Raw genomic sequence first — 11,829 nt, 5'->3', positions numbered from 1 at the left:
GGTCAGCCCGGACCCGGCGTCCGGAAGGTCACTCCCGACAGCGCTTGCGCGAACGTTGCTCATTTGTGGATGATTAGCAACAGTTTCGAACCAAAACGCGCAACGCGTTGGAGGGGGTGCGGTGACGAAGACCTTCGACCTGCTCGTGCTCGGCGACGCCAACCCGGACGTCGTGCTGGTGGGCGCGCCCCGCCGGCCGGCCTTCGGCCAGCGGGAGGAGCTGGTCCGGCACGGCGAGCTGGTGCTCGGCGGGTCCGCGGCGATCACGGCGTGCGGCGCCGCCCGGCTGGGCCTGCGCACGGCGTTCGCCGGCCGGGTCGGCGACGACGCGGCCGGGCGGTTCGTGCTGGACGCGCTCGCCGCGCGGGACGTGGACGTGTCGGCCTGCACGGTCGACCCGTCCTGCCCGACCGGCCTGACCGTCGTCCTCACCGACGGCGACGACCGCGCGATCCTGACCGCGCCCGGGACGCTGCCGCGCACGGCGCCCGGCGACGTGCCCGAACGGGCGCTGCGGGACGCCCGGCACGTGCACGCCGCGTCGTACTTCCTGCAACCGGCGCTGGCCGCGGGCCTGCCGGAGCTGTTCGCGGCGGCGCGGGCGGCGGGGGCCACCACCTCCCTCGACACCAACGACGACCCGTCCGGGCGGTGGGAGGGGCTGGACGCCGTGCTCGCCGCGACGGACGTCCTGCTGCCGAACGCCGCCGAGGCCAGGGCGCTCGGCGGGACCGCCGACCTCGCCGAGGCGGCCCGGCGGATCGCCGCCCGGGGACCGCTGCCGGTCGTCAAGCGCGGACCTGAGGGGGCGCTCGCCTGGGCGGACGGCGCGGCCGTGCTCGCCGCGCCCGTCCCCGCCGACCCGCTCGACACCGTCGGCGCGGGCGACAGCTTCGACGCCGGCTTCCTGGCCGGACGGCTGAACGGCCTCGACCTGCCCGGCAGCCTGGCCCTGGCGGCCGCGGCCGGCGCGCTGTCCACCCGGGCGAACGGCGGCACGGCCGCGCAGCCCACCTGGCGGGAGGCCGCCGCGGCGGCCGGACTCGCCCGCAACGAGAGGATCGTCCGATGACCAAGATCGTTTTTGTCGGTGCCGGGAGCGTGGTGTTCACCCAGGCGCTGCTCGCCGACCTGCTGGGCTTCCCCGAGCTCGCGGACGCCGAGATCGCGCTGCACGACATCGACCCCGAGCGGCTGGAGGTCGCCGCGGCGGCCGCCGCGCGGATCGCCGAGTCCCGGTCCGCCCGGCCCCGGATCTCCGCGCACCCGGACCGGCGGGCGGCGCTGGAGGGCGCCGACTTCGTGATCAACATGATCCAGGTCGGCGGGCACGCCTCGACGCTCACCGACTTCGAGATCCCGGCCAGGTACGGGCTGCGGCAGACCATCGCCGACACGATCGGGGTCGGCGGCGTGTTCCGGGCGCTGCGCACGTTCCCCGTGCTGGACGGCATCGCCGCCGACATGGCGGAGGTCTGCCCGGACGCCTGGCTGCTGAACTACACCAACCCGATGGCCATGAACGTCTGGTACCTCTCGGCGGCCACGCCCGTCCGCAACGTCGTCGGCCTCTGCCACTCGGTGTACTGGACGACCCGGGGCCTCGCCGACCTCGTCGGCGTCCCGCACGAGGAGGTCTCCTACACCGCGGCGGGCGTCAACCATCAGGCGTGGGTGCTGCGGCTGGAGCACGACGGGGCGGACCTGTACCCGCGGCTGGACGAGGCGATCGAGCGCGACCCCGAGCTGCGCCGCAGGGTGCGGGTCGAGATGTACCGGCGGCTCGGCTACTACCCGACCGAGACGAGCGAGCACTCCGCCGAGTACGTGCCGTGGTTCATGCGGCACGACGAGGAGCTGCGCAGGCTGCGCGTCCCCGTCGGGGAGTACATCAAGGTCAGCGAGGAGAACCTGAGCGAGTACGCGACCACGCGGGACAACCTGGCCGCGGGCCGTCCCATCCCCGTCGAGGGGAGCATGGAGTACGCGCCGCAGATCATCCACAGCATGGTCACCGGCACGCCGCGGGTCGTCTACGGCAACGTGATGAACCACGGCCTGATCGGCAACCTGCCCCAGGGCTGCGCGGTGGAGGTGCCGTGCCTGGTGGACGCGCAGGGCGTGCAGCCGACCGCGGTGGGGGACCTCCCGGTCCAGTGCGCCGCGCTCAACCGCTCGTTCGTCAACGTGGGGGAGCTGACCGTCCGCGCCGCGATGGAGGGCCGCCCGGACCACATCCGGCACGCGGTCATGGCCGACCCGAACGCCGCCGCGACGCTCACCCTGGACGAGATCTGGCGGCTGTGCGACGACATGGTCAAGGCGCACGGCGACCTGCTCCCCGAGCCGCTCCGCGCCACCGGCCTCCGCTGAGCCCCCGCCCGGCGGGGACGGCCCGCGCCCAGGGATCCGGCGCGGGCCGCCCCGCCGAGCGGTGTCACGCTCCGAGCAGGCGGCGGGCGTTCTCGGAGTACACCTTCTCCAGGACGTCCGCCGGGAGGTCGAGGGCGGAGACGGCCCACCGGCCCTGCGGCGGCACCTCCTCCTCGGGGCGTACGGGAAGTGCTCGTCGGCCGTCTCCAGGAAGCGGAAGTGCGTGCGGTAGGCCGACGCCGTGACCGGGAACGCGTCGGTGCCGAACAGCACCCGGTCCCGATGGCGCGTCAGCAGCGCCGCCGTCTCGCGGGGACGCCGTCCCAGCTCGGCGAGCCGTCCGGCGATGTCGACGTGGAAGTTGGCGTGCTCGTCCAGCATCCGGCCGACCCAGCCGAGGTCCTCGGCGTTGCAGCCCACGTGCGCGCCGATGAACGTGGTGCCCGGGTGGGCCGCCACGAGCCCCTCCAGCGCGTCCATGAGGCGGTCGAACGTCGGCAGCCCGGGGCGGCCGAAGTGCCAGTCGGGCTGGGACAGCAGCTCCTCCAGCCGCTCGTTGTGCCGGTCGAGCGGCGCGAAGAACGCCACCGGGTCGGCGGTGTGGATCAGCACCGGGAGGCCGAGCTCCCCGGCCGCCGCGAAGACCGGGCCGAGGCGCGGGTCGTCGGGCAGGACCAGCCGCCCGTCCGGGCCGGTGTAGTGCAGTCCGAGGGTCTTCCAGACCTTCAGGCCGCGGGCGCCGAGCATCCGGGAGTGCTCAAGACTTCGCACCAGACGCTCGATCCCGTCGCGTTCGCGCAGCAGGTTCCAGTCGAGCTGGCAGAATGTGAGGAAGCGGCCGGGGTGGGCGCGGTCGTACCGGTCGAGGTTGGCCGCCAGCTCCTCGCCCCACATCCCGTCCAGGTTCACGATGGAGCGCACGTCGTGCCCGTCCATCAGCGCGAGCAGCCCCGACACGTCCGGGACCATCCACTTTCCGTCCTCGGCGAGCCAGCGGCCGAGGTGGTTGTGCGCGTCGACGCAGCGGTGCCGGGGCCGTTCGACGCGGTTCTCCGGCAGCCGCGCGCTCGGCCGGGGGGCGAAGTCGCGCAGCCGCAGATCGGTGACATCGGGCATCTGGTCCCCATATCCGTGATGTTTTCTGCTTGTTCTACTTCTATTTCGAGCAGAAACAAGCATAGAGTCTCAGACCACACGAATCACTCGGGAGGGCCGATGGCCAACAGACTGCGCGGCGCGGCCGCGCTGGCGGCGGCGGCGCTGCTCACCCTGACGGCCGCCGCGTGCGGCGGTGGCGGCTCGGACGGCGGCAAGGTCAAGCTGACCTGGTGGCACGGGCAGGCCGCGCCGTACGACAAGCCGCTCAAGCAGCTCGCCGCCGAGTACACCCGGACGCATCCGGGCGTCGAGATCGTTCCGCAGCTCGGCACCAGCAACGTCGACAACATGCTGCAGAAGGTCCAGGCCGCGCTCGCCGGCGGGGACGCCCCCGACATGGCGTACATGTACGGGTCGTGGACGGCGTCCATGGCCCGCAGCCACAAGGTGGTCGACCTGGCGGAGACCGTCCGGGACCCCGCCTTCGGCTGGAACGACTTCTGGCCGTCCGAGCGCGCCGCCGCGACGGTCAAGGGCAAGGTCGTGGGCCTGCCCGCCGTGGTGGACAACCTCGGCGTGGTCTACAACAAGAAGCTCTTCGACGCCGCGGGCGTCCCGTACCCGAAGTCCGACTGGACGTGGCAGGACTTCCGCGAGACCGCCAAGAGGCTGACCGACCACGGCAAGAACGTCTACGGCACCACCTACCCCGTGAGCGGCGCCGAGGACACCGTGTGGCGCTACTGGCCGATGCTGTGGCAGCAGGGCGGGCAGATCCTCGACCCCGCGGGGAAGAAGGCCGCGTTCGACACCCCGCAGGCCGTGGCCGCCCTCGACCTGTGGCGCGGGATGGCCCGCGACGACAAGTCGGTCTACCTCGACCAGAACGGCGAGAAGTTCCTCCCGCTCTTCCAGTCCGGCAAGGTGGCCATGGTGGTCACCGGGCCGTTCGCCCTGCTGGACATCCGCGCGCACCACGTCGACTACGGCGTGACCGGGCTCCCCGGCTACAACGGCGACCACCAGACGATCTCGGGCCCCGACTACTGGGTGATGTTCGACAACGGGTCGCGCCGCCGCAAGGCGGTCGTCGACTTCGCGACCTGGCTGTCGCGGCCCGAGCAGGACGCCCGCTGGTCGCTCGCGGTCGGCAACATGCCGCTGCGCAAGGCCACCATGGGCCTGCCCGCCTACCGCACGTACGTGAAGGACTTCCCCGGCGCGGCCGAGTTCGTCGCCAACCTCGCCAACGCCAAGCAGGCCCGGCCGACCACCCCCGTGTACTCCAAGTTCTCCGAGGCGGTCGGCAACGCCATCACCAGGTCCCTCATCGGCGGCGACCCCGCGGCCAAGACGCTCGGCGACGCGGCCGACCGCACCGATGATCTGCTCGCCAAGGACAAGTGACATGACCGTGAGCACCGCTCCGCCCGCGCCGCGAGCACCCCCCGCGCGGAACGGCGCGCCGGGTCGATGCGCCGGCGGATCGCCCCGCACCTCGTCGGCTGGGGCTTCGTCGGACCCGCCACCCTCATCGTCGTCGGGCTGTCCCTCTTCCCGGCGGTCTGGGCGCTCTGGCTGTCGCTGCGCGACAGCGACCTCGCCACCTCGGGCGAGTTCGTCGGGCTCGCCAACTACCGCGACATGGTCCACGACCCGGCGCTGCGCGACGCGGCCTGGCACACGCTGGTCTACAGCCTGCTGTACGTCCCCGGGTCCGTCCTGGTCGGGCTTCCCCTCGCGGTGGCGCTCAACCAGCGCATCCGGTTCATCGGCTTCTACCGGACCTGCATCTTCATCCCGTACGTCACCTCCGCCGCGGCCGTCGGCATCCTGTCCAACTTCGTGCTGGACCCCGAGTTCGGCATCGTCAACAGCGGGATACGCGGCCTCGGCCTGCCGGTCCAGGGCTTCCTCCAGGACCCCGACCAGGCCCTGTACGTGCTGGTCGCGGTCTCGCTGTGGTGGTCGATCGGGCTGCCCGTCGTGATCTACCTCGCCGCCCTCCAGGACGTGCCGGGCGAGCTCAAGGAGGCGGCGCTCGTGGACGGCGCCAACCCGTGGCAGGCGTTCAGGAACGTGACGCTGCCGCAGCTGCGGCCCGCCACCACGTTCGTCGTGATCTGGCAGATGATCACCGCGCTCCAGCTCTTCGACCTCGTCTTCACCACCACCAAGGGGCAGCCCCTGGACTCCACCTCGGTGATCGTCTACTACCTCTACGACCAGGCGTTCAAGCAGTTCGACGCCGGATACGGAGCGGCCGTGGCCTACGTGCTCTTCCTCGTCACCCTGGTGGTCTCCGCCCTGATGCTGCGGCGCGGGAGCGGGAACGGGCGGGGGCCGGCGCGTGAGCGGCGCGACGGCGGGCGCGGGCCGGGACCGGCGCCGGCTGCTGCACCTGTTCCTGCTGCCCGTGGCGCTGCTGTTCGCGGCGCCGCTGGTGTGGATGCTGCTGACCTCGCTGATGCCCGACGCGGACATCAACCGGCTGCCGCCCCGGCTGTGGCCCGACCACGCGACGCTCGGCGGCTACCGCAAGGTGCTCACCGAGAACGACTACCCGCGCTGGTTCCTGAACACGGTGATCGTCGCGGCGGTGGCCGTGGCGTCCCACGTGGTGCTCTGCTCGCTGGCGGGGTACGGGTTCGCCCGGCTGAGGTTCGCGGGCAGCCGGCTCGGCTTCCTCGCCGTGATGGTCACCATCATGATCCCGGTGCAGCTCCTGATGATCCCCACGTTCCTGATGTTCCGGATGATGGGCCTCATCGACACCCTCGGCGCCGCGTTCGTGCCCTGGCTGGCCAGCGCCTTCGGCATCTTCCTGATGCGGCAGTTCTTCCTGTCGGTGCCGCCGGAGCTGGAGGAGGCCGCGCGGATCGACGGCTGCGGGCGGCTCGGCGTGTTCTTCCGCATCGTGCTGCCGCTCGCGCGCCCCGCGGTCGCGACCCTCGTGGTCTTCACGCTGCTCGGCTCCTGGAACGACCTGATCTGGCCGCTGATCGCGATCAACTCCGAGAACCAGTTCACCCTCCAGATGGGGCTGTCGACGTTCTCGGGCACCCGGCACACCGAGTGGTCGTCGCTGATGGCGGGCAACACCCTCGCCACCGCGCCGCTGCTCGTCGCGTTCCTGTTCGCGCAGCGGCACTTCGTCGCGACGATGTCGTTCAGCGGGCTGAAGGGCTGAGCGGGCGGAGGGCGGAGCGTCCCGAACGCTGGGCCCGACGACCCGTGCCCGGCCCGGCCGCCCAGAGCGGCCGGGCCGCTTCGCGTCCGGAAGCCGAGATCCGCTGAAATCCGCCCAACGTTCGCCGCAACGTTAAGGGCCGATTAGATAACCGGCGGTTCGCTTCGCTCCCGCCGCCTCCCGGGGGACGCTCACCGGCAACGGCTCCAGGCGGGAGGCAGGACGATGGCGGCTCGGAAACCGGGGCGGACGCCCTGGAAAGCGATCATCGGCGGTTCGATCGGCAATCTGATCGAATGGTATGACTGGTTCGTCTACGCGAGTTTCGCGGTGTACTTCGCGGGCTCGTTCTTCCCCAAGGGCGACGCGACGGCGCAGCTGCTCAACACCGCCGGCATCTTCGCGGTGGGCTTCTTCATGCGGCCGGTCGGCGGCTGGCTGCTCGGCCGGTTCGCCGACCGGCGGGGCCGCAAGGCGGCGCTCACGCTGACGGTGTCGATGATGTCCGGCAGCGCGCTGCTGATCGCCGTCGCCCCCTCCTACGACGTCGCCGGCTACTTCGGCGCCCTGGTGCTGCTCGCGGCGCGGCTGCTCCAGGGCCTGTCGGTCGGCGGCGAGTACGCGGCGAGCGCCACGTACCTGACCGAGGCGACGCCGCCCGGCCGGCGCGGCTTCGCCTCCAGCTTCCAGTACGTCTCGATGACGGCGGGGCAGCTCCTCGGGCTCGGCCTCCAGATCCTGCTCCAGCACACGATGTCGGGTGAGGCCCTGCACTCCTACGGCTGGCGGATCCCATTCGTCATCGGCGCCCTCGGCGCGGCGGTGGTGCTGTACCTGCGGCGGAACCTGCTGGAGACCGAGGTCTACGACGCGGACCTGCGGCGCAACTCGGCCGAGCGCGGGACGCTCCGCGAGCTGCTGCGCCACCGGCGGCAGTTCATGCTGGTCATCGCGCTCACCATGGGCGGGACGCTGGCGTACTACACCTTCACCACCTACCTCACCAAGTACCTGTCCAACACCGCGGGGCTCCCCAAGACGACCGCGTCGCTGGTGAGCTTCTGCGTGCTGTTCATCTTCATGCTGCTCCAGCCGCTCGCCGGGGCGCTGTCGGACGTGATCGGCCGCCGCCCGCTGCTGATCTCGTTCGGCGCGGGCGCGACGCTGAGCACGGTGCCGCTGATGACGGCGCTCGCGTCGGCGGGCGGCTTCGGCGCGGCCCTCGGGCTGTCGCTGATCGGGCTCGTCGTCGTCACCGGCTACACCTCGATCAACGCGGTGGTGAAGGTCGAGCTGTTCCCCACGCACGTGCGGGCCCTCGGCGTCGCCCTCCCGTACGCCATCTCCAACGCGCTGTTCGGCGGCACCGCCGAGTACGTCGCGCTGTGGTTCAAGAAGGCGGGACTGGAGACCGGCTTCTACTGGTACGTCGCGGCCTGCGCCGCCGTCTCCCTCACCGTCTACGTGTTCATGAACGAGACCCGCGACGCGGCGCTCACACCGGACGAGAACGCCCCTGACGCCGAACCGGTCCGAGTTTAGGCTGGCGCCATGCGAGTTCTCGTCGTCGAGGATGACGACCGCTTCGCCGAAGCCCTGGCGTCGGCCCTGACCGACCACCGGCACAAGGTCGTCCGGGCGGGACGCGCCGACGACGGCCTGCGCCTCGCCAGGCACGCCGACATCGTGCTGCTCGACCTCGGACTGCCCGACAGGCCCGGGTTGACCGCCTTGGCCGAGCTGCGGCGCGTCTCGTCCGTCCCGCTGATCGTGGTGACGTGCAGCGGCGAGGACCACCTCGTCCTGCGCGGGCTGCGGGCGGGCGCCGACGACTACCTCGTCAAGCCCTTCCGGACCGACGTCCTGCTGGCCCGCATGGACGCGGTCATGCGGCGCGGCGGCCGGCCCAGGCGCGGCGGGTGCCCGGTCGTCGAGGTCGGCGACGTCCGCGTCGACCTGGACGCCCGGCGGGTCACCGTCGCGGGCGCGCCGGCGGCGCTGACCCACCGCGAGTTCGACGTGCTCGCGCTGCTCGCCGAGGACCCCGGCGTCGTGTGCACGCGGGAGAAGCTCCTCAGCACCCTGTGGCGCGACACGATGCCGTCCTCGTCCTGCTCGCTGAACGTGCACGTGGCCAACCTGCGCTCCAAGACCGGGCGCCCCGGCCTGATCGTGACGCTGCGCGGCGTCGGTTACCGGCTGGGCGGGTGAGGTCCCGCCTGGTCCTCACGTTCGCGACGCTGATGGCCCTCGCGATCGCGCTGCTGGCCGTCCCGCTCGCGCGGGACTACTCCTCGCACCGGACGGGGCGGCTGCTGCTCGACCGGCGCGCCGACGCCACCCGCTTCGCCGACCTGGCCGACCAGGCCGCGCGGGACGGCGACCGGGCGACGCTGAACGACGAGATCCGCCGCTACGCCGACCTGTACGGCGCGGCGGTGCGGGTCCGCAACCGGGACGGCGTCCTGGTCGCCTCGGCGGGGGACATGGCCGCCGACGACCGGGACGCCGTGCGGCTGGCGCTGTCCGGCCGCACCACCGAGGACCTGCCCGAGGTCACCCCGTTCGGGCCGCGCGCCGTGCTGGTCGCCGAGCCCGCCGGACGGGACGCGCAGGTGACCGGCGTGGTGCTGGTCGAGTCGCCCGCCGGCGCGGCCCGCGCGGACGTCGCCGCCGTCTGGGGCGCGCTCGCGCTCGGCGCGCTCGCCGGGCTCGGCTGCGCGGTGCTCGCCGCCCGGCGGCTCGCGTGGTGGGTGCTGCGCCCGGTGACCGAGCTGGACGAGCTCACGCGGGCGATGGCGCGGGGACGCCGCGACGTGCGGGCCGTCCCCCGCACCGGGCCCGGCGAGCTGCGGCGGCTGGAGGAGCGCTTCAACGCGATGGCCGACGCGGTCTCCGGCTCGTTCGAACGGCAGCGGACGTTCGTCCACGCCGCGTCGCACGAGCTGCGCAACCCCCTCGGCACCGTGATCATGCAGGTGGAGAACGGCCGGAACGAGGCGGCGCTCGCCGAGCTGGAACGGCTGGTCACGCTGGTGGATGGCCTGCTGCGCCTCGCCCGCGTCGAGCACCGCCCGGTGGTCGAGGACGTCGACGTGGCCGCCGAGCTCCGCACCCGCGCGGAGGGATGGCGCGAGCCGTACACGGCCAAGGGCCTGGACCTCGTGCTCGACCTCCCGGACTCGCCGCGGCGGCCCGCCGTGCCCGGCGCCGTGGCGCAGATCGCCGACATCGCGTTGGAGAACGCGGTGAAGTTCCTGCCGCCGGGCCGCCGGGTGGTCGTCAGCCTGGACGGGCCGGTGCTGCGGATCGCCGACGACGGCCCCGGCCTCCCCGCCAACGAGCACGACCGGGCGCTCGGCCACTTCTGGCGTTCCCGGACGCACACCAACGTGCCCGGCAACGGCCTCGGCCTCGCCATCGCCGCCGAACTGGCCCGCGCCTGCGGCGGCGCGCTCGCCGTCCTGCCGAACGAGCCGCACGGCCTCATCGTGGAGCTGCGGCTCCCGGATCAGTCGTAGACCGACCGGTAGTAGCGGACCGCCCCGGCGTGCAGCGGTACGCCTCCCGTCCCGACCGCGTAGCGCCGGTCGAGCCGGGCGCCGGGCGCGTCGGGCACCCGCAGCCGGTCCCGGCTGGAGAACAGCACCTCCGTCGCCCGGAACGCCGTCCCGGCCCCGAGCGCTCGGCGGCACACCAGGTAGCTCGCCGTTCCGATGGTCGACACCGGCGCCGTGCCCCCGTAGGCGCCGGCCGGGACCGGCACCGGCTCGTACATCGGCCCGTACGAACGGCGCATCCGCCGCACCAGGCCGCTGAGCGCGACCAGCCGGATCGGCGCGGCCCGGCCGAGCGCGTCCACCGCCGGGGTGGGCACGCCCCCCGACCAGAAGAACGCCTCGATCCGGCCGTCGCGCAGCGCCGCGATCGACTCCTCCAGCCCGAGCCGGAGCGTGCGGGCGGGACGCACCGGGCCCGCGGCGGCCAGCACCCGCTCCGCCGTGACGGCGGTCCCCGACCCCTCGGCGCCGATCGACACCGCGCGGCCGTCGAGGTCGGCGGGCGCCCGCACCTTCGAGCCGTCCGGGACGACCAGGTGCACGTAGTTCAGGTACATGCGGGCCAGCGCGCAGATGGGGCGGCGCCGGACCCGTACCGCGTCCTCGGCGCTGTCGGCCAGCGCGAACCCGAGGTCGGCGCGCCCGGCCGCGAGCAGCTCCAGGTTCTCCACGCTGGCGGCCGTCTTGGTGACCTGGACCCGCAGGCCGCGGCGGCGCAGCTCCGCGGCGAAGCGGTCGCCGAGCACCCCGTAGGCGCCGCCCGCGGGCCCGGTCGCGAGGCGCAGCGGGGCGGCGTCCCCGCCGCCGGACCGGCACCCGGCCGCCGCCGCGCCGAGCAGCAGCAGGGCCCGGCGGCTCAGCCGCCCGCCTCTGGACGTCACCAGGTCCATGACCGGATCCTAGGTTCCCGCGCCCCGCCCATGAAGGCGTCCGGCCGAACCGCCGCACGGAACGCGGCGGTCAGCCGCGCCGGGAGAGGACCGCCAGGCCGCCCATGAAGCTGAAGCCGCCCACCGCGGCGATCGCCGCCCAGGGCATCCCGTCGCCCCCGCGCGCGAGGTCGACCACGAAGCCCGCCACGACGAAGACCGCGACGACGTTGGCGGAGAAGTAGCCCGCGCGCGTCTGGAGCGAACGGCGGCGCTCGTCCTCCCCCTCGCCGCCGAGCAGCGCGACGGGTTCCGCGCCGCGGAACAGCAGCAGGACCGCCGCGTACACGACCATGATCCCGAGCAGGAGGAAGCCGAGCCACCACGTGCCGTTCAGCCCCACCGCCAGGCACATCACCACCCCGATGCCCACCGAGACGGCCGGTACGGCCCAGCGCTCATTCATCGTCGACATGGAAGACCTCCTCGACCGCACGCCCGAAGAAGCGCGCCAATGTGATCGCCAGCGGGAGGGACGGGCTGTACCTGCCCGTCTCGATCGCGTTGACCGTCTGACGGGACACGCCAAGGACCTTCCCCAGCTCTGCCTGGGAGAGGCCCTTGGCGAGCCTCAGCCCGCGGACGTCGTTCCGCATGTGTCAAGCGTGCTTTACATCCGCCTGCGGTGTCAAGCTCGCTTTACATCATCGCGTGCGCGCCGTCCCGGGCTCCTCGGAGC

At 73.0% G+C, this 11,829-nt stretch carries 11 protein-coding genes and 1 pseudogene; 9 read left to right on the top strand and 3 right to left on the bottom strand.

Translation table 11 applies throughout. The features are described 5' to 3' along the window. The first annotated feature begins 121 nt into the window (after positions 1 to 121). The 9 genes and pseudogenes from GEV43_RS45130 to GEV43_RS45090 all read left to right on the top strand — a co-directional run bounded on the left by GEV43_RS45130 (position 122) and on the right by GEV43_RS45090 (position 10,182). A complete protein-coding gene (locus GEV43_RS45130; RefSeq protein WP_160826733.1) occupies positions 122 to 1,072 on the top strand; it encodes a carbohydrate kinase family protein in 951 nt (316 codons plus the stop codon). Further along, positions 1,069 to 2,373 (top strand): alpha-glucosidase/alpha-galactosidase, encoded by a 1,305-nt coding sequence (locus GEV43_RS45125; protein WP_160826732.1) that lies wholly within the window; start codon positions 1,069 to 1,071, stop codon positions 2,371 to 2,373. Before GEV43_RS45130 ends, GEV43_RS45125 begins: the two co-directional genes overlap by 4 nt. Before the next feature lie 241 nt (positions 2,374 to 2,614). Further along, positions 2,615 to 3,073: a hypothetical protein gene (locus tag GEV43_RS52925; RefSeq protein ID WP_241684524.1), complete on the top strand. Its 459-nt coding sequence runs from the start codon at positions 2,615 to 2,617 to the stop codon at positions 3,071 to 3,073. A gap of 515 nt (positions 3,074 to 3,588) precedes the next feature. Continuing rightward, positions 3,589 to 4,878: an ABC transporter substrate-binding protein gene (locus GEV43_RS45115; protein WP_160826731.1), complete on the top strand. Its 1,290-nt coding sequence runs from the start codon at positions 3,589 to 3,591 to the stop codon at positions 4,876 to 4,878. Between the two features lie 66 nt (positions 4,879 to 4,944). Then, positions 4,945 to 5,721: pseudogene (locus GEV43_RS56855) on the top strand (carbohydrate ABC transporter permease); the annotation flags it as partial. 100 nt (positions 5,722 to 5,821) lie between these two features. Further along, positions 5,822 to 6,661, top strand: coding sequence for a carbohydrate ABC transporter permease (locus GEV43_RS52915; RefSeq protein WP_206681721.1), 840 nt, complete (start codon positions 5,822 to 5,824; stop codon positions 6,659 to 6,661). A 225-nt stretch (positions 6,662 to 6,886) separates the two neighbouring features. Next, positions 6,887 to 8,203, top strand: a complete 1,317-nt coding sequence (locus tag GEV43_RS45100) for an MFS transporter (protein ID WP_160826730.1) — start codon at positions 6,887 to 6,889, stop codon at positions 8,201 to 8,203. A gap of 9 nt (positions 8,204 to 8,212) precedes the next feature. Next, positions 8,213 to 8,872, top strand: a complete 660-nt coding sequence (locus GEV43_RS45095) for a response regulator transcription factor (protein ID WP_160826729.1) — start codon at positions 8,213 to 8,215, stop codon at positions 8,870 to 8,872. After that, positions 8,869 to 10,182: a HAMP domain-containing sensor histidine kinase gene (locus GEV43_RS45090; RefSeq protein ID WP_160826728.1), complete on the top strand. Its 1,314-nt coding sequence runs from the start codon at positions 8,869 to 8,871 to the stop codon at positions 10,180 to 10,182. Before GEV43_RS45095 ends, GEV43_RS45090 begins: the two co-directional genes overlap by 4 nt. Here GEV43_RS45090 and GEV43_RS45085 read toward each other — a convergent pair. The 3 genes from GEV43_RS45085 to GEV43_RS45075 all read right to left on the bottom strand — a co-directional run bounded on the left by GEV43_RS45085 (position 10,173) and on the right by GEV43_RS45075 (position 11,746). Then, positions 10,173 to 11,111, bottom strand: coding sequence for a TAXI family TRAP transporter solute-binding subunit (locus GEV43_RS45085; protein WP_160826727.1), 939 nt, complete (start codon positions 11,109 to 11,111; stop codon positions 10,173 to 10,175). The genes GEV43_RS45090 and GEV43_RS45085 overlap by 10 nt on opposite strands. A 70-nt stretch (positions 11,112 to 11,181) precedes the next feature. After that, positions 11,182 to 11,565 carry a solute carrier organic anion transporter gene (locus GEV43_RS45080; protein WP_160826726.1) on the bottom strand — a complete coding sequence of 128 codons (384 nt, stop codon included), beginning with the start codon at positions 11,563 to 11,565 and terminating at the stop codon, positions 11,182 to 11,184. Beyond that, positions 11,549 to 11,746 carry a helix-turn-helix transcriptional regulator gene (locus tag GEV43_RS45075; RefSeq protein ID WP_160826725.1) on the bottom strand — a complete coding sequence of 66 codons (198 nt, stop codon included), beginning with the start codon at positions 11,744 to 11,746 and terminating at the stop codon, positions 11,549 to 11,551. The genes GEV43_RS45080 and GEV43_RS45075 overlap by 17 nt, the downstream gene beginning before the upstream one ends. Positions 11,747 to 11,829 lie beyond the last annotated feature (83 nt).

The organism is Actinomadura sp. J1-007 (assembly GCF_009793335.1).
GTDB classification, from domain to species: Bacteria; Actinomycetota; Actinomycetes; order Streptosporangiales; family Streptosporangiaceae; genus Spirillospora; species Spirillospora yumaensis.
Note: the sequence above shows the minus strand (reverse complement) of the source record. Positions and strands in the feature narration are given on the sequence as shown.